The sequence below is a fragment of the Pseudomonas sp. FGI182 genome (genome assembly GCF_000511325.1).
Lineage (GTDB): Bacteria > Pseudomonadota > Gammaproteobacteria > Pseudomonadales > Pseudomonadaceae > Aquipseudomonas > Aquipseudomonas putida_Z.
Genome location: NZ_CP007012.1, coordinates 2,847,296 through 2,863,668 on the forward strand (window position 1 = coordinate 2,847,296; position 16,373 = coordinate 2,863,668).

Genomic DNA, 16,373 nt, shown 5'->3' on the forward strand with positions numbered 1-16,373 from the left:
CAGCATGGCCCGACCCTGCACGTTCGGCATCGAGGAAGAATACCTGCTGGTGAACCTGGACACAGGACAGGTGCCAGCTACACCTTCGCCGGCCGTGCTGGAGCGTTGCAAGGAGACCTTGGGCCAGCATTTTGCCCAGGAAATGTTCCGCAGCCAGATCGAGGTGGCCTCGCCGGTGTTCGCCAACCTGTTCGAGGCACGCGAGTTCTTCCAGCACAGCCGCCAGCAGCTGAACACAGCGCTGGCCGAAGAGGGCATGGGCCTGTACGGTGCGGCGAGCCACCCCAATGCAGCCTGGCTGCGGCAGAAACCTGCTACCCCGGCGCACTACCAGCAACTGTTCGCTGACTACCGGCATGTGGCGCGGCGCAGCCTGCTCAACGGCCTGCATGTACACGTGGGCGTACCGCCAGGTTGCGACCGCATGCAATTGATCAACCGCGTACTGGGCTGGTTGCCCCTGTTGCTGGTGCTGAGTGCGTCATCCCCGCTGTGGGCAGGCCAGTGCACCGGCTACATGAGCTATCGGCGGGTGATTTGCGGGGAGTGGCCGCACATGGGCTTGCCCGAGCCTTTGCCGGATTGGGCCGCCTACGAGCGCTACCGTGCATTGCTGCAACGCACAGGGTCGCTGGCCGCGGATGGCGACTTCTGGTGGGCGATCCGGCCTTCGCGGCGTTTCCCGACGGTCGAGCTGCGCATCTGCGATGGCTGCCCGCGGCTGGAGGACGCGCTGTGCATCGCTGCGCTGTTTCGTCACCTGGTGGAGCACAGCATCGTGTACCGGCATGACCCGGCGGCCTGCAACCGCGAACAGCGCTGGATCACGCAGGAAAACTACTGGCGCGCCATGCGTCATGGGCGCCAGGGCGAGTTCATTGGCCTGCATGAGCAACAGCCGGTCACGGCCGAAGGTTGGTTGGCCCAGTTGCAGGAGCAGTTGCCGATCGACACCGCAGACGCCGAGCGCGCCTTCCACCATGCACAACGCCTGCTGCGTGACGGCACCCATGCCGATCAGCAACTGCAATGCCTGGCTCAGGCCAGCGCTGCCGGCCTGGGCAGGGCGCAGGCGTTACGGGCCGTGGTGGCCGCCGGGGCTTGCAATTAGTCGGGGTTTGCCGAAAATGGCCGCGCCTTTCGCAGCCACTCGGAACCACCTGCGCCATGATGCTGATCAAGCAATTCCCCGACATTTCCCTGGACGACACGTTGTTTGTCTTCGCCCTCGAAGCCGAGGCCGGCGATGTATTCGCTGACGTCAACACCGTGTTCACCGGCATCGGCAAGGTCAATGCCGCCATCGCCCTGACCAAGGCCATTGCCGCGCGCCGGCCCAGGCTGATCGTCAACCTCGGCTCGGCCGGCAGCCAGCGCCATGGCAAGGGCGAGGTTGTGTGCTGTACCCGCTTCGTGCAGCGCGACATGGATGTGACCCCGCTTGGCTTCGCCCGCTACCAGACGCCTCTGTCGGATATCCCGGTGGTGCTGGAGCATGGGTCGCAGATCCCCGGCCTGGCCCTGGAGACTTGCGGCAGTGGTGACAGCTTCGAGATCAACCATGGCGATGCACCTTATGACGTGGTCGACATGGAAGCCTACGTGCTGGCGCTGATCGCACGCGGCGAAGGCATCCCGTTCGTGTGCCTGAAATACATTTCCGATGATGCTGGCAGTGACGCGGCGCAGGACTGGGCGGTGCAGGTGCACCTGGCGGCTGAGGCTTTCAGGCAGGTGCTGTTCAGCCAGGCGTGACTGCTGACAGGCGCCGACACGTGCCTTGGCCTGATATTCGGTGTTTGGAACTCAGGCAAACCGGACTAGTCTTAATATGTGGGAATATTTCCCACGCAAAGATGCTGACTGGCTCTGAAGGATCGTGCGAAACCGAAGCTGCTCGCTGACGCTGCAGATTTATGGCCGCGCCGGTTGGCTGTCCGCTCCATGGGCGGTTGCGAACACATTGGTCATTGCGTTCGATACGGAGATGAGGACGCAACTCCAAGCGGAGGTGCATCATGTTGCTCAAGAAATGTTTGTTGGCATTGGCAATAGGTGGCGTCCTGTCGGCCTCGACCGTCCTGGTGCCCGACTATATCGGTAGTTTCTCCAGTGTGTATGCCAAAGACGGTGGCAGCGGCGGCGGTGGTGGTGGCCACGGCGGCAGCGGCGGTGGCGGTGGCTCTGGAGGTGGCGGCGGTCACGGTGGTGGCAGCGGTGGTTCTGGAGGTGGCGGTGGTCACGGTAGTGGCGGCGGTGGCTCTGGAGGCGGCGGTGGTCACGGTGGTGGCAGCGGTGGCTCTGGAGGCGGTGGCGGTCACGGTGGTGGCAGCGGTGGCGGAGGCAGTGGTCACGGCGGTGACGGCGGTGGCGGTCATGGCGGCCATGGTGGCCCGGGGGCCGGCGATGGTGACCATGGTGGCATGGCCGGCAGAGGCCCAGGCGATGCGCATGACAACGACAACGACAACGACAACGACAACGATGCGGCAGATGCCGCCAGGGACGCAGCCCGAGACGATGCTGATGCAGCCAGAGACGCTGCAAGGGCTGAAGCAGATGCCGCCCGGGATGCGGCAAAAGCTACTGCAGATGCCGCCAGAGACGCTGCCAGAGCCGAGGCGGATGCAGCCCGTGACGCCGCAAAAGCTGCTGGCCTAGCCGGCGCAGATGAAGCCAGAGACGCTGCCAGGGCCGCGGCAGATGCTGCCCGCGACGCAGCCAGAGACGAAGCTGATGCCGCCAGAGATGCTGCCAGGGCTACGGCAGATGCCGCCAGGGACGAAGCCAAAGTCGCTGCCAATGCAGCCAGAGACGCTGCAAGGGCGGATGTGGACGACGCGCCAGATGCTCCAGACGCGCCAGATGCACCGGATGTCGACGCAGCTGAGGTACGGAACTAGCCACTTTGAGTGACGTATCGACCGCTGGTCAGTGTTTGGGCCAGTCGGAAAAAACCATCGATGGCGGTTTACCTCGAAATCGGTAGAACGGCCTTCGCGGGCTTGCCGCTCCCACAGGACTGCCACCAGTTTCAATACCTGTGGGAGCGGGCAAGCCCGCGAATGGGCCAACACCGGTTTCACAAGAGGAGTGGCCCCCATGCCCAGCAAACCGCACGACCAGTTCAGCATGCAGAACCCGCTGACCCAGTACCCGCACCCTCCGTTCCCGGCCCAAGGCCAGCCAGCACCGGGGCTGGACGCCAACATGCAGCCCGAACCAGACCACGGCGAAACCACCTACAAGGGCTTTGGCCGCCTGGCGGGGCGCAAGGCGCTGATCACCGGCGCGGACTCGGGCATCGGCAGGGCCGTGGCCATTGCCTTCGCCCGCGAAGGTGCCGACATTGCCCTCAATTACCTGCCCATCGAACAACCCGATGCCCGCGAAGTCATCAAGCTGATCGAAGCCGAAGGCCGCAAGGTGGTGGCCATTGCCGGTGACCTGAAGGACGAGCAGTTCTGCAAGGAACTGGTCGACCAGGCCCACGAACAGCTCGGTGGCCTGGACATCCTGGTCAACGTCGCCGGCAAGCAGGAGGCGCGCAAGGACATCAGCCAGGTCAGCCACGAGCAGTTCGACCACACCCTGAAAACCAACGTCTACGCGCTGTTCTGGCTGTGCCAGGCGGCCGTGCCGCTGATGCCGGCGGGGGCGACCATCATCAACACCGCCTCGATCCAGTCCTACCAGCCTTCGGCCACCTTGCTCGACTATGCCACCACCAAGGCCGCGATCGTTGCCTTCACCAAGGCCTTGGCCAAGCAGGTGATCGAGCGCGGTATCCGGGTCAATGCCGTTGCCCCTGGCCCCATCTGGACCGTACTGCAGCCCAGCGGCGGCCAGCCACCGGAGAAAATCCCCGACTTCGGCGCGCATACACCGATGAAGCGACCGGGGCAGCCCGCCGAATGTGCGCCGGTGTATGTGTTGCTGGCCAGCCAGGAGTCCAGCTACATCACCGGCGAGGTGTTCGGCGTGACCGGCGGCAACCCGCTGCCGTAGGGCGGGGCGGCTAAACCTTCGCCGCCCGTTGCAGTCGATTCAGGTATTGGCAGGCAACCTGGGAGCACCTCCATGGCTAGGGCAATCTGGAAAGGCGCCATCAGTTTCGGCCTCGTGCACATCCCCGTGGCCCTCAACACCGCGGTGCGCACCGAGCGGGTCGATTTCGACTGGCTCGACAAGCGCAGCATGGAACCGGTCGGCTACAAGCGGGTGAACAAGGTCACCGGCAAGGAAATCGACAAGGACAACATCGTCAAGGGCGTCGAGTTCGAAAAGGGCCGCTACGTGGTGATCAGCGAGGAGGAAATCCGCAAGGCCCGGCCCGAGGCGACCCAGACGATCGATATCTTTTCCTTCGTGGAGGCTGGCGAGATCCCGCTGCAGCACTTCGACACGCCGTACTACCTTACCCCCGACCGCCGTGGCGGCAAGGTGTACGCCTTGCTGCGCGAAACCCTGGCAAAAACCGGCAAGGTGGCGCTGGCCACGGTGGTGCTGCACACCCGCCAGCACCTGGCGCTGTTGCGGCCGCTGGATGATGCGCTGGTGATGATCACCCTGCGCTGGCCCGAAGAAGTGCGCGGGCTGGAAACGCTGGAACTGGACAGCAGCGTCACCGAGGCCAAGGTGGACAAGCGCGAACTGGACATGGCCAAGCGGTTGGTCGAAGACATGAGCGGGCAGTGGAAGCCTGCGGATTACCACGATGCCTTCCGCCAGACCATCATGGACCTGGTGGAAGAAAAGGCCAGCAAGGGCAAGATCGAGACCGTGGAGAAGGGCGAGGCGACGGAAGCGGGGAAAAGCGCCGACATCCTCGACCTCACCGAACTGCTCAAGCGCAGCCTCGGTGGCAAGAAGCCGGCGAAGAAGACACGCAAGGCGTCGTGAAAGGAATCGTCACCGCAAGCCAGCTCGCATGGAGCTGTACATAACGCGGCCCCCTGTGGGAGCGGCTTTAGCCGCGAACACCGGCGCAGCCGGTGCCATGCACCGCGTTGAATTCTTCGCGGCTAAAGCCGCTCCCACAGGGATCGCGCCAACTTTTCGAATTTGAGCAAGACAGTTGCTCCCACAGGGTACGCGCCGCTTGCGAACCAGGATCAGACCTGCATCTGCAACCCCGCCAGATAATCACCAAACCCTTCGCGAGCGCGGCCGTCGCGCCGGCTGCTGGTGGCCACGCTGTGCCTGGCGGTCCATACGATCTGCGCACCACTGGCCTGCAGGTCGCTGACCAGTTGCACATCCTCATGCGCCGCCAGGGGCTGGAAGCCGCCCACTCGATCATAGGCGTCGGCACACACCCCCAGATTGGCCCCATGCACATGCTGATGCCCCTCACGTGCCTGGTAACGGCTGTGGTACAGCTTGCGCAAGGCTGCTGTCTGCCAGGGTTGCCAGTACTCGACGTGAACCGTGCCGCACACCACCTCGGCCCTGCAGGCCAGTTGCGACAGCAGCCAGTGCGCTGGCACCCGGCTGTCGGCATCGGTGCACGCCAGCCACTGCGCGCCGCGCTCGAGCATGTATGCCGCGCCCACCCGGCGGGCCATACCGACGTTGCCGGCATCCACCGTCAGCACCTGTACACCGAAACGCCTTGCCACGGCGGCGCTGCCATCGCTGCAGCGGTCCAGCACCACCAGCACCTCCACCTGGTGCCCCGCCTGCTGCGCCTGCAGGGCGGCAGCCAGTACTGCCCGCAGGCAGCGCCCAAGGCGCCGGGCCTCGTTGTGGGCCGGGATCACCACGGCAATCATGGGCAGGTCTCGTCGAGGTCGACCACGCTGGGCTGAGAGGCCCAGTACTCCAGCACGAAGTCCGCCTCGTCATGCTGAAACTGCAGATACAGCGGCAGGTGCCGGGCCAGCATGCGGTGCACTTCACGCCCGTCCTGTGGGCAACCGGCGATGGGATGCTTCCAGTGGCAGGCCAGCAAACCGCCGTCGTAGGTCAGGCTGGCCACCGACTGTTCGATCACCTGCAACCAGTCGGTCGGGTCGAGGTAGTAACCCACCTCGCTCAGCACGATCAGGTCGAAATGCCCATGCGGCCAGTCCGAGGGCAGCCGCGCCAGTTCCACCGAGACATTGCTCAGTCCAGCCAAGCGTTCACCGGCCAGCGCTACCGCAGTAGGGTCCAGGTCCTGGCACAACAGGTTGGCACAACGCTCGGCCAGCAACGCGCTCAGCTCGCCATTGGCGCAAGCCGGCTCGAACACGCGCTGGTAGCACTGGCGCGGCAGGCTGGCCATGACCAGCTCGCGCTTGCGCTTTTCGTACCAGCGGGTGCGAAAGGCCCAAGGGTCTTCACTGGTGGCGTACAGGTCGGCGAAATACTGTGGGTCGAGGCTCATGACAACTCCATTTACAGGAACACCAGTTCGAAAGGTTGCAGCAGACAATCCAGCAAGTTCGGCGGCAGTACGGGCGGGCGCTGGCCATCCGGCTCCAGCTGGCTGACATGGGCGGCCAGGGCCTTGCGCTTGCGGGCCAGGCTGGCCTCGTCCAGCTGGATGCGGTGGGCCCGCGGCCAAGGCAGGCGTGGGTCGTCCGGTTGCGCCCAGTGCCAGGCCCACACGGGTACCTCCAGGCATTGCACCTTGCGCATCCGCGCCGCCTGCGCCGCAGCCCGGCCCACTGCCTCGTGGTCACAGTGACCATCGCCGCTCCAGGTGGCCATCAGCAGGTCGTCAGGCCTGAGCAACTGGCTCAGGTGGTTGAGCAGAAACGCCTCGTCACGTGGCAACGCGCCGTCCTTGAGGTGGAGCCGCCGCCAGTCCAGGCGGCCGAGGTCGAGGTCAAGCTGTTGCAGCGCATGGCGGCTTTCCAGCGGCCTTTGCCGGCGCAGGCGGTGTTCGCTCCAGTGGGTAGAGCCGGGGTGGCTGGCTTCACCATCGGTGGCGGAGATCAGCACCAGGTCGTCTTCCCGGCCATGAAAGCCCGCCAGCAGCCCGCCGGCCATGAGAATTTCATCATCGGGGTGCGGAGCCAGCAGCACCAGGCGGCGGCCTGGCGGGCACAGCTGCTGCGGGGTGATCCAGGTGGCCCTGGCCAGGTGCGCGGCCTGCTGCCAGGCCGCCCACGGCGTACCGCTGTTCGCCTGGATCAGGTTCTGCCTCATAGCTGCCAGACTCCCGCCGGCCGTTGCGCCAACTGCTCGCCGAGCGCCGCCAGGTCGCGCTCGGCATGGCTCTGGCGCAGAAACACCGGTAAGTCGGCGCTCAGCCGGGCAAAGTGGTTGTCGCGGCAGAAAGGCGTGGCGCCCAGCGCCCGGCCAACGTGGTGGATCACCTGCTCCACGGCCTGTTCCACCTGGGCGCGGGTGCGGCGCACTTCGAAGCTGGCGTCTGCGCCTGGCTGGCGGTCGATCCACGCCGCGCATTCGCGCAGTGCCGCCCTGGCGCCGTACAAGGCTGCATCGACCGCGCCCAGGTGAGCATCGGCATGTGGGTCGGGGCGGGGGTTGCGGCAGTGTTCGCGCAGGTAGTCTGCCAGGGCTTCGGCGGCGCCGTACCAGCAGGCCGCAATGCCAGCGCCGCCATGCCAGAACCCGGGGCGTGACAGGTATTGCCCGGGGCGGCCGATGGCGATGCCAGGGGTGTGGTTGAATTCGACTTCGACACTGGCGGTGGTGGCCATGCCGATGGCCTGCCAACGGTCTATGGCAAGGCCCTGGCTGGGATGGGACAGTTCGATGGCCACCAGCTGGGGCTGGTCGTGCTGGTCCCAGGCCGTGATCAGCGCCCGGTCGATCTGCAGTGCGCCTGAACACCAGGCCTTGCGACCCTCCAGGCGGACCTGGTCGCCATCACGGGCGACGATGCAGGCGCGGGCATCCGGCGGTTCGGCGGCCCACACGCCCCATATACCCTCGGCAGCGTGGTGTGCCGCAGCGCATTCGGCAAGGATCGCCAACGCGTCGGTGTGGCCCTCGTACAGCTTGGCCAAGGCCAGGTCGCAGCCTGCCACCCGGGCCAGGGTTTGCCAGCGCCGTAGCGTATTGCCCTGGCCGGGCAGGGGCAGCAGGTCGAGGTGGTCGGCTTGCAGTGCCTGAATCAGCTGCGGTAACTGGGTATCCAGGTTGAGCGGTTGCTGCCGCTCGCTGAAAGCTCGCAGCAGGCGATCGAGGTTGGTCAGGTCAAAATCCTGGACGATGCTCATGGGCTCGGCTCCTTGGTGAGGCACTGCGGGCGTAGCGCTGGAGGCAAGCCGTCATCAGGCCAGCCCCAGCTGCTTGCGCATGCCCACGGTGATCGATTGCCTTGTCTTGCCATACTCCGCCCAGGGGTCGTCCACCTCGCCCAGGCGTTCAAGCACGTTGCCGATGTTCCACTGGTTGGCGCCCTTGAGTTGCGGCAGTTCCTCGCGCCAGATTGGCACGGATACCGGCAGGCCTTCGCGGGCGCGCAGGGTATAGGCGCAGGCGGTGGTCGCGCCCTTGCCGTTGCGCAGGTAGTCGATGAAGATGCGCCCGATGCGATTCTTGGGCCCGGACACGGCACTGAGCCTGTCGGGGAACAGCCTGGCCAGGTAATCGACGATGCCGTGGCTGAACGCCTTGACTTCATCCCAGCTGGCCCGCCGGGTCAGGGGCACGACCAGGTGCATGCCTTTGCCGCCACTGGTCTTTAGAAACACCTTCAAGCCCAGTTCATCCAGCAGCGTCAGGGCCAGTTGGGTGGCTTCGAGCATGGCCTTCCACGGCAGTGCCGGGTCCGGGTCGAGGTCGAGGACGAAGCGGTCGGGCTTGTCGAAGTCCTTGTCGGTGGCGTTCCAGGTGTGCAGCTCGATCATGTTCATCTGCACGGCACCCAGCAAGGTGTCGGCGCGGTTGACGACCATTGCCGCCTGGCCGGCCTCGGCCTTGTCGTAGCTGAGCACGTTGGGCAGATGCAGTTGGCCGGCGTTCTTCTGGAAGAACAGCTCCCCGGCCAGGCCATCTGGCGCGCGCACCAGCGCCACCGGGCGGTGCTCGAGCTGGGGCAGTATCCACTGGCTGACGGCGGCGTAGTACTCGGCGACCTCGCGCTTGGTAACGCCGCTGGTGGCGTCTACCACCCGCTCGGGGTGGGTCAGGCGCAGCTCGCCCAAGGCCTCGGGGGCCTTGGCCTGCTTGCGCTTGGGCAGGGTCTTGGCGGGCATGCTGCGCTCCAGGTCGATGGCGGTAGCCGGTTTGTCATCACGCAGGCCGTGAAACACCGAGTGGCGCACGATGCCGTCACGGGTCATCTGGGCGTAGGCGACTTCGGCCAGCAGTTGCGGTTTCAGCCAGTGCACGCCCCGCGCTTCGGCCCCGGTGGGCGGGTTGGGCAGGGCCGGCCTGGCGATTTCCAACGGTTTCAGCCGGGCATGGATGCTGGCCAGTGTGGTGGCACTGAAGCCGGTGCCGACCTTGCCGGCATAGCGCAACTCGCCGCTGTCGTTGTCGTGCAAGGCCAGCAGCAGGGCGCCGAAACCGCTGCGGCTGCCTTTGGGGTCGGTGTAGCCAGCGATCACGAACTCTTGGCGCTGCTTGCACTTGAGCTTGATCCAGTCGGGGCTGCGGCGGCCGCTGTAGGGGCTGTCGACGCGCTTGCCGATCAGGCCTTCGAGTTGCAGCCGGCAGGCGCTGTCGAGCAGGGATTCGACGGGCTGGTCAAAGTCGGCGGAGTACTTGAGCACGTCCGATTCGTTGTGTTCCAGCAACTGCTGCAAGGTGTTGCGCCGGTCCTGCAGCGGTAAGTGACGCAGGTCCTGGCCACCCAGGAAGGGCAAATCGAACAGGTAATAGGTGATGTGCTCGTCATGCTCGGTGTCGAAAGCGTTCTGCAGCGCCTGGAAGTCCGCCGCGCCGTCTTCGCCGGCCACCACCACCTCGCCATCGAGCCAGGCCGAATCGAGGCCCAGCGCACGCAAGGCGGCAACCTGCCTGGGCATCTTGCCGCTCCAGTCATGGCCATTGCGGGTGAACAGGCGCACGTCATCACCGTCGATGCGGGCAAGGATGCGGTAACCGTCGAACTTGACCTCGTAGCGCCAGTCGCCACTGGGCGGGGAGTCGACCAAGGTCGCCAGTTGTGGTTGCAGCTGTGCCGGCAACGGCACCTTCCGGCCTTTGCTGGCGGTTTTGCGACGTGGCGCGGCTGCCTTTTTTGCTGCCGGCTTGCGCGGTACCAGCGTGCGGTCGCTGAGCACGCTGTCGGGCTGAGCGTCGACGATGCTGTAGTCGGCTTCGCTGCGCGCCTGGCTGTCGTGCGACTTTACCAGCATCCACTGCTCCTTCTTGCCGGCCAGGTGGGTGCGGAACAGGTTCCATACACCGGTGAGCTTTTCGCCTTGCAGGCGGAAACGCAGTTTGCCCTTGGCATAGGCCTCACGCGCATCGCCTTCGGGCTCCCAGATGCCCCGGTCCCAGACGATCACATCGCCCGCGCCGTAATGGCCTTCGGGGATATGGCCTTCGAAGTCGGCGTAGTCCAGCGGGTGGTCCTCCACGTGCACGGCCAGGCGGCGCACCTTGGGGTCCAGCGACGGCCCTTTGGGGATGGCCCAGCTTTTCAGCGTGCCATCGAGCTCCAGGCGGAAGTCGTAGTGCAGGTGGCTGGCATCGTGCTTCTGGATGCAGAACTGCAGCGCGTGGGCCCGCTTGCCACGGCTGCGCTTGCCGCTGGGCTCGGGCGTGGCATTGAAGTCGCGCTTGCGCGCATATTCCTGCAGGGGCTTGGCCATGGCGGGCTCCGGGCGGTTCGCAGTCTCTAATCTGGGAGGCAGCGGCCCGGGCGGTAGTTCAAAAAAACTCTGAATCTTCCAGCAGCTCGTGCAGTCGACCGAATGAAGCCACCTGACGGAGAACGCACATGGCCCGAGCAGATGAACCGAAGCCGTATACCCCCACTGAAATCGACGACACCGAAGACCGCATGGGCAGCGTGCATGAACTGGACTTCGACGAGCGCCTGGATGAACGCGAGGGGCGTGTGGGTGACGAGCGACCGGCCGCGGACGTGGCCCGCGAGTTCCCGCCGCGGCGCGTGGCCGAAAGCGGCATGACCGGCGGCGAGGCGTTGAGCGACAGCCTGCACGAGGACAACGTCACTTACGACGACCTGAGCCCGGACACCTTGCTGGATGAAACCGGCGCCCGTGACCCGCACGAACCCGGTCGCAGCGGCGGCCCGGCAGACAAGACCCTGAGGCGGGTAGAGGCCAACGAGATTGGCGGCGGCATAGGCCTGGACGAAGCCGAACTGGCCCGCTCCGCGCCGCTGGATGGAGAGCCTTGGGCCGATGATGTGATCGATGACGAGGAGAGCAAGCCATGAACGAGGTACGTTGTGCCTGTGCGCATTGTTCCTGCACCGTGGATGCCAATGCCTTGCAGCTCGAAGGCAAGGTGTATTGCTGCGAGGCCTGTGCCAGCGGGCATCGCAATGGCGAGCCGTGCCGGATGCCTGATTGCCACTGTGGTGAAAAGACCGGGGAAAGCGCGGTGGACAATGCGCTGGACGAGACCTTCCCGGCGAGTGACCCGATTTCGCCCTGAACATCGCCGTCTCATAGGTTCTGCATAGGTCTATGGGGCTGTGATGATCCTGTAGGAGCGGCCTTGCGTCGCGAAAGGGCCGCAAAGCGGCCCCGGCAATTTTCCGTGCGAAGCTGAAATCCTGGGGCCGCGCTGCGGCCCTTTCGCGACACAAGGCCGCTCCTACACAAAGCAGCGCGCGAGCCTGCAGAATCAGTGAGTCTGCCAAGTGCCGTTGGTCCGCTGGCAATCGTGCCTCCCATAGCTTCCGCATAGTTTTATGGGGCGGTGATGATCCTGTAGGAGCGGCCTTGCGTCGCGAAAGGGCCGCAAAGCGGCCCCGGCAATTCTCCGTGCGAAGCTGAAATCCTGGGGCCGCGCTGCAGCCCTTTCGCGACACAAGGCCGCTCCCACAAAAAGCGGCGCGCGAGCATGCAGAATCAGTGAGTCTGCCAGATGCCGTTGCTACGCTCGCAATCGGTGCGGGCCTGGCCCAGGCTGGGGGTGTCGTAGTAGTAGGTGATCACCCGTGCATCCTTGGGCAACGCCGGCTTGTCACCGCCAGCTGCCTTGGGGTTGGCCAATGCCTCCTGGGTCAACGGCGCGATGCAACTGCCGACGCTGCCGTCCGCACAACGCGCGACCTTGTGCTTTTCGCTGTTGAGCATGTCCTTGCTCTCGTTGCTGCATGACCAGTTGATCGCTTCGGCGGGCAGGTTGCTGTAGCTGTAGCAGCTGTGCCGCTCCACCGGCGTTACCGCCTCGCTGGAGGAGCGGGTAAGCACATTGCAGGCTTCGGCCAGGGCCTGGCCGCTGACCAGGCTCGCCACCATCAGTATCAACATCGGCTTCAAGACAGCGCCACGCATTTGCCACCTCCCGGGCCAGTGGCCCTCGATAGGTCTAGGCAGGCTTGTCGCGCCGGCGCATGGCCTTGGCGCGTTTCTCCAGGATCAGGTAGGTCAGCACCGCCAGCAACAGCGGCACCAGGTAGTACAGCGTGCGGTAACCCAGCAGGGCCGCCACCAGTGTGCCTTGGGCAAGCTGCCCATGCAGCAGGGCCAGGAACACCGTTTCCAGCACACCCAGCCCGGCCGGGATATGCGCGACCACACCAGCCACGCAACTGATCAGCAGGATGCCTAGTATCGACGGGTAGAAGGCTTCGCCAGGCAGCAACCAGAAGATCAGCAGTGCCATCAGCGCCCAGTTGCTGGCACCCAGTACCACCTGGCACAGCGCCAGGCGCAGCGACGGCAGCGTTACCTCATGGTCACGCCAGCGCCAGGTGCGCTTTTTGGCGAAACCACAGGCCAGCAGGTAGCCTGCGGCAATCGCCAGCAATACCACGCCGATCAGTTGCAGACCGCTGGCGCCGACCGCCCAGTTGGCGGGCAGCTCGACCAGGCGCAAGGCGAACACTGTGCCAGCCAGCAGCATGTAGCCCATCCAGTTGGTCAGCAGGCCCAGGGTGAGGATGCGCGTGATGGTCGCCGTGTCCAGGCCCAGGCGGCTGTAGAGCCGGTAGCGCAAGGCAACGCCACCCACCCAGGTGGTGAAATTGAGGTTGAAGGCATAGCACACGAAGGCAACCGGCAACACTTGGCGGGCCGGCAGGTGGTGGCCGGTGTAGGCCCGGGCCAGCAGGTCGTAGCTGGCGAACGTCAGGTAGCTGCACCCGGCCAGCACCAGGCCGATGGCCAGGGTGCCAGGCTTGTAGGCCAGCAACGACTGGCGCACTTCGTTCCAGTCCAGGTTGCGCGCCAGCAGGTACAACAGCGCAGGGATCAGGATCAGGAATGCCAGGGTGAACAGCCGCTTGCCCCAGATTTGCCAGTGTTTTCGCGCCATCAGGTCTTGCCCTCGTGATAGTCAACCTGTGCCTCGGCCTCCGGCTGCACCGAGCGCAGGTGCTGACGGTGCGCCGGGAACCAACCGGCAATCCGCGGGAAATGGCGGATCACGTGGAAACACACGAAAATCAGCGGTGCCCGCCACCAGTAGCCGCGAACCATGCGTTCCAGGGTGACCGGCTTGCATTGTTCGCGGGCCAGCGCCTGCAGGTGCTGGTTGAGCTGCTGGTTGAAGGCGCGGTCACGGATGAACAGGTTGGCTTCAAGGTTGAACGACAGGCTGAGCGGGTCCAGGTTGCTGGAGCCGACCGTGGCCCACTCATCATCCACCAGCGCCACCTTGCCGTGCAGCGGCCGTTGGCAATACTCGTGAATGGCCACACCGTCGCGCAGCAGGTAGTTGTACAGCAGTCGCGACAGCGCCCGTACCCAGCGCATGTCTGGCTGGCCCTGCAGGATCAGCCGGACCTCCACGCCGCGCCGGGACGCATTGCGCAATTCACGCATCAGCCGGTAGCCCGGGAAGAAATACGCATTGGCCACCACGATGCGCTGCCGGGCACTGCGAAACGCCTGCAGGTAGTGGGCTTCGATATCGGTGCTGCGCACCTTGTTGTCGCGCTCGACCAGCACGGCGGTGCAGGTACCGGCAGGCTCGGTCAATGGCCTTACCGCGCTGGGCGGCTGCAGCACCGGTGACATCAGGCGCTTGCTGGCGGCATGAACCTGTGCCACCACCGGGCCGACGACCTCCACGGCATAGTCCTGCTTGGCCATGGGACCAAAGTCGCCCAAATGGTCGGCGCTGTAGTTAATGCCGCCAATGAAGGCCCGCTCGCCATCGACCACCACGATCTTGCGGTGCAGGCGCCGGAACAGGTTGGTGCGCATGCCCACCAGCCGCGGCTGCGGGTCGAAGGCGTGGAAACTGACTCCGGCATCGGTCATGGCCGCAATGAAAGAGTCGGGCAGGTCGGCCGTGCCGTACCCATCCACGGCCACTTCGACACGCACGCCGCGGCGGGCGGCATCGATCAGCACCTGCTGCAATTGCTGGCCAACCTTGTCATCGAAGATGATGAAGGTCTCCAGCAGGATTTCCTCCCGTGCCTGGCTCATGGCCTCGAACACGCGGGGGTAGTATTGCTCGCCATTGATCAGCAACTGCACGCTGTTGCCGTCTACCCAGGGTCGGTTCACAGTTTGATCTCCGAAGCCAGAGGGGCGTGGTCGGAAAGGTGCGACCACGGGTACTTGGACAGCACCTGGGCCGTGCCGGGCATGGCGTTGCGCAGGTAGATGCGGTCCAGGCGCAACAACGGCAGGCGCGCCGGGAAACTGCGTGCAGGGGTGCCGAAATGCTCGCCGAACGCTTCCACCAGGTGTTCGCACAGCACCGCGTCGGCCTTCAGCCGCCAATCGTTGAAATCGCCGGCAACGATCACCGGGGCCTTGGGCGGCAGGCTGTTTAGCAGGTCCAGCAGCAGCTTCACCTGGCGTTGCCGGTGGGCCTCGCGCAAGCCCAGGTGCACGCACACCGCATGCACCTGGTCATGGCCAGGCACTTCCAGCTGGCAATGCAACAGGCCGCGCTGCTCGTTGCCCTGCACCGAGACGTCCAGGTTGTCGAAGCGGCTGATGGGGAATTTCGACAGCAGCGCGTTGCCGTGGTCGCCATGGGGGTATACGGCATTGCGGCCGTAGGCGAACTGCGGCCACATGCTGTCGGCCAGGAACTCGTACTGTGGCGTATCCGGCCAGGCCGGGTGGCGCAGGGCATGCTGCTGGTGGCTGCCGTGCACTTCCTGCAGGAACACCAGGTCGGCGCCGGTGGCGCGCACGGCTTCGCGCAACTCGGGCAGGATGAAGCGCCGGTTGAAGAAGGTGAAGCCCTTGTGCACGTTCAACGTCAGTACATTCAGCCGACGCACGGCGGTGATCTTGTCGATGATGCAGTGCGGGGCAGGCAGGGTCCTGTTCACAGGGTCACCTCCGGCACCACGCCAGGCTCGGTCATCAGCTCATGGTCCAGCGACAGCTTCTGCAACAGGCGCCGGGCGTCATAAGGCGCATGGACTTTCTGGTCGTTGTCGAAATAGCAGTAGACGTCACGGGTGGCGCGCCGCGGTGGCGGCCCTGGCACCACCAGCTGGGCATCGTCGGCCTGGCGGCCCTGGCTCCAGTGCTGGATGCGCTGCTTCCAGCGCCGCAGCGCCTGGGCGGTGTAACCACTGCTGTACAGTTCGACATCGCCATGCAGGCGCATGTACACGAAGTCGGCGGTAAGGTCCTCGACATAGGGCCATTTTCCGGCACTGTCGGCCACTACCAGCGCAACACGGTGCTTGCGCAGCAGCTTGATGAAGGCTTCGCACAAAAAGCTTTCGTTGCGGATTTCCACCGCGTGGCGCAGCCGTGCGTTGCCCTTGATATCGGTGCTGCCGTTGTCCTTCAGGCGCGGTGCACACCCCTGTGCGCATTCGCGGGCATCCTTGCGGCTGTGCGGCAGCAGTTCGAGAAAACGGGCGAAGCGGGCCTCGTCGAACTTCATGTTCGGCGGAAACTGCCACAGGAACGGGCCCAGCTTCTTGCCGAGCAGCAGCGGCCCGGAGGCGAAGAAATTGGCCACGGCCTCTTCGATGTCCTTGAGCCGCCGTACATGGGTGATGTAACGCGGGGCTTTTACCGCGAACACGAACCCAGGCGGCGTTTCGTCATGCCAGCCCTGGTAGCGTTCGGGTGTTTGCAGGCTGTAGAACGAGCCGTTGATTTCAATGCTGTTGACCGCTCGCGAAGCGAACGCCAGTTCGTTGTCCTGGGGCAGGCCCTTCGGGTAGAAATCCTTGCGCCACGGGCCGTAGCGCCAGCCGGAGATGCCGATGCGGATATCGCTCACGCTGCCTTCCTCATTGCCGGGTCCTTGTTCGGTCACTCTGAAAGTGCGACCGGTCAACAGCGGCCAGGGTTCAGCACGGTTGACCAACGGAAAAGGCTGATGCCGCG

General features: G+C 65.1%; 17 protein-coding genes. 7 read left to right on the forward strand and 10 right to left on the reverse strand.

Annotated features, from left to right (window positions below):
* Positions 1-4: 4 nt before the first annotated feature.
* From C163_RS12520 to C163_RS12550, 5 genes are all read left to right on the forward strand, one after another.
* Positions 5-1,111, forward strand: coding sequence for a carboxylate-amine ligase (locus C163_RS12520; RefSeq protein WP_025339079.1), 1,107 nt, complete (start codon positions 5-7; stop codon positions 1,109-1,111).
* Between the two features lie 56 nt (positions 1,112-1,167).
* Positions 1,168-1,755 carry a nucleosidase gene (locus C163_RS12525; protein ID WP_025339080.1) on the forward strand — a complete coding sequence of 196 codons (588 nt, stop codon included), beginning with the start codon at positions 1,168-1,170 and terminating at the stop codon, positions 1,753-1,755.
* A 363-nt stretch (positions 1,756-2,118) separates the two neighbouring features.
* The gene (locus C163_RS27310) at positions 2,119-2,661 is read left to right on the forward strand and encodes a hypothetical protein (RefSeq protein ID WP_025339081.1); all 543 of its coding nucleotides are present in this window, start codon (positions 2,119-2,121) and stop codon (positions 2,659-2,661) included.
* Positions 2,662-3,102: 441 nt separating this feature from the next.
* Positions 3,103-4,008, forward strand: coding sequence for an SDR family oxidoreductase (locus C163_RS12545; protein ID WP_025339083.1), 906 nt, complete (start codon positions 3,103-3,105; stop codon positions 4,006-4,008).
* Positions 4,009-4,080: 72 nt separating this feature from the next.
* Positions 4,081-4,902, forward strand: a complete 822-nt coding sequence (locus C163_RS12550; protein ID WP_025339084.1) for a Ku protein — start codon at positions 4,081-4,083, stop codon at positions 4,900-4,902.
* Positions 4,903-5,114: 212 nt separating this feature from the next.
* Here the strand turns inward: C163_RS12550 and C163_RS12555 are convergent, their stop codons facing one another.
* Genes C163_RS12555 through ligD form a run of 5 tightly spaced genes read right to left on the reverse strand, consistent with a single transcriptional unit; the run spans position 5,115 to position 10,724 of the window.
* Positions 5,115-5,774, reverse strand: a complete 660-nt coding sequence (locus C163_RS12555; RefSeq protein WP_025339085.1) for a glycosyltransferase family 2 protein — start codon at positions 5,772-5,774, stop codon at positions 5,115-5,117.
* Complete coding sequence (locus tag C163_RS12560; RefSeq protein WP_025339086.1) at positions 5,771-6,370, reverse strand: bifunctional 2-polyprenyl-6-hydroxyphenol methylase/3-demethylubiquinol 3-O-methyltransferase UbiG; 600 nt, start codon at positions 6,368-6,370, stop codon at positions 5,771-5,773. The genes C163_RS12555 and C163_RS12560 overlap by 4 nt, the downstream gene beginning before the upstream one ends.
* 11 nt (positions 6,371-6,381) lie before the next feature.
* Positions 6,382-7,137: a PIG-L deacetylase family protein gene (locus C163_RS12565; RefSeq protein WP_025339087.1), complete on the reverse strand. Its 756-nt coding sequence runs from the start codon at positions 7,135-7,137 to the stop codon at positions 6,382-6,384.
* A complete protein-coding gene (locus C163_RS12570) occupies positions 7,134-8,177 on the reverse strand; it encodes an acyl-CoA dehydrogenase family protein (protein WP_025339088.1) in 1,044 nt (347 codons plus the stop codon). The genes C163_RS12565 and C163_RS12570 overlap by 4 nt, the downstream gene beginning before the upstream one ends.
* A gap of 54 nt (positions 8,178-8,231) precedes the next feature.
* Positions 8,232-10,724 carry a DNA ligase D gene (ligD, locus tag C163_RS12575; RefSeq protein WP_025339089.1) on the reverse strand — a complete coding sequence of 831 codons (2,493 nt, stop codon included), beginning with the start codon at positions 10,722-10,724 and terminating at the stop codon, positions 8,232-8,234.
* A 128-nt stretch (positions 10,725-10,852) separates the two neighbouring features.
* On the opposite strand from ligD, the gene C163_RS12580 reads away from it, so the two are divergent.
* Together C163_RS12580 and C163_RS12585 are read left to right on the forward strand one after the other, a co-directional pair.
* Positions 10,853-11,317: a hypothetical protein gene (locus C163_RS12580; protein WP_025339090.1), complete on the forward strand. Its 465-nt coding sequence runs from the start codon at positions 10,853-10,855 to the stop codon at positions 11,315-11,317.
* Positions 11,314-11,538 carry a metallothionein gene (locus C163_RS12585; RefSeq protein WP_025339091.1) on the forward strand — a complete coding sequence of 75 codons (225 nt, stop codon included), beginning with the start codon at positions 11,314-11,316 and terminating at the stop codon, positions 11,536-11,538. Before C163_RS12580 ends, C163_RS12585 begins: the two co-directional genes overlap by 4 nt.
* 419 nt (positions 11,539-11,957) lie before the next feature.
* On the opposite strand, the gene C163_RS12590 is transcribed toward C163_RS12585, so the two are convergent.
* Genes C163_RS12590 through C163_RS12610 form a run of 5 tightly spaced genes read right to left on the reverse strand, consistent with a single transcriptional unit; the run spans position 11,958 to position 16,266 of the window.
* The gene (locus C163_RS12590; RefSeq protein ID WP_025339092.1) at positions 11,958-12,386 is read right to left on the reverse strand and encodes a hypothetical protein; all 429 of its coding nucleotides are present in this window, start codon (positions 12,384-12,386) and stop codon (positions 11,958-11,960) included.
* 34 nt (positions 12,387-12,420) lie between these two features.
* Positions 12,421-13,368, reverse strand: a complete 948-nt coding sequence (locus tag C163_RS12595; RefSeq protein WP_025339093.1) for a lysylphosphatidylglycerol synthase domain-containing protein — start codon at positions 13,366-13,368, stop codon at positions 12,421-12,423.
* Entirely contained in the window at positions 13,368-14,570 is a 1,203-nt protein-coding gene (gene clsB, locus C163_RS12600) for a cardiolipin synthase ClsB (protein WP_025339094.1), read from the reverse strand. Before clsB ends, C163_RS12595 begins: the two co-directional genes overlap by 1 nt.
* A complete protein-coding gene (locus C163_RS12605; protein ID WP_025339095.1) occupies positions 14,567-15,352 on the reverse strand; it encodes an endonuclease/exonuclease/phosphatase family protein in 786 nt (261 codons plus the stop codon). Before C163_RS12605 ends, clsB begins: the two co-directional genes overlap by 4 nt.
* Positions 15,349-16,266: a DUF72 domain-containing protein gene (locus C163_RS12610; RefSeq protein ID WP_025339096.1), complete on the reverse strand. Its 918-nt coding sequence runs from the start codon at positions 16,264-16,266 to the stop codon at positions 15,349-15,351. Before C163_RS12610 ends, C163_RS12605 begins: the two co-directional genes overlap by 4 nt.
* Positions 16,267-16,373: the final 107 nt, after the last annotated feature.

Excerpts from the sequence above, each read along its gene's own strand:
- C163_RS12520 (WP_025339079.1), top strand. The coding sequence starts at position 5 with ATGGCCCGACCCTGCACGTTCGGCATCGAGGAAGAATACCTGCTGGTG.
- C163_RS12525 (WP_025339080.1), top strand. The coding sequence starts at position 1,168 with ATGATGCTGATCAAGCAATTCCCCGACATTTCCCTGGACGACACGTTG.
- C163_RS27310 (WP_025339081.1), top strand. The coding sequence starts at position 2,119 with ATGCCAAAGACGGTGGCAGCGGCGGCGGTGGTGGTGGCCACGGCGGCA.
- C163_RS12545 (WP_025339083.1), top strand. The coding sequence starts at position 3,103 with ATGCCCAGCAAACCGCACGACCAGTTCAGCATGCAGAACCCGCTGACC.
- C163_RS12550 (WP_025339084.1), top strand. The coding sequence starts at position 4,081 with ATGGCTAGGGCAATCTGGAAAGGCGCCATCAGTTTCGGCCTCGTGCAC.
- C163_RS12555 (WP_025339085.1), bottom strand. The coding sequence starts at position 5,774 with ATGATTGCCGTGGTGATCCCGGCCCACAACGAGGCCCGGCGCCTTGGG.
- C163_RS12560 (WP_025339086.1), bottom strand. The coding sequence starts at position 6,370 with ATGAGCCTCGACCCACAGTATTTCGCCGACCTGTACGCCACCAGTGAA.
- C163_RS12565 (WP_025339087.1), bottom strand. The coding sequence starts at position 7,137 with ATGAGGCAGAACCTGATCCAGGCGAACAGCGGTACGCCGTGGGCGGCC.
- C163_RS12570 (WP_025339088.1), bottom strand. The coding sequence starts at position 8,177 with ATGAGCATCGTCCAGGATTTTGACCTGACCAACCTCGATCGCCTGCTG.
- ligD (WP_025339089.1), bottom strand. The coding sequence starts at position 10,724 with ATGGCCAAGCCCCTGCAGGAATATGCGCGCAAGCGCGACTTCAATGCC.
- C163_RS12580 (WP_025339090.1), top strand. The coding sequence starts at position 10,853 with ATGGCCCGAGCAGATGAACCGAAGCCGTATACCCCCACTGAAATCGAC.
- C163_RS12585 (WP_025339091.1), top strand. The coding sequence starts at position 11,314 with ATGAACGAGGTACGTTGTGCCTGTGCGCATTGTTCCTGCACCGTGGAT.
- C163_RS12590 (WP_025339092.1), bottom strand. The coding sequence starts at position 12,386 with ATGCGTGGCGCTGTCTTGAAGCCGATGTTGATACTGATGGTGGCGAGC.
- C163_RS12595 (WP_025339093.1), bottom strand. The coding sequence starts at position 13,368 with ATGGCGCGAAAACACTGGCAAATCTGGGGCAAGCGGCTGTTCACCCTG.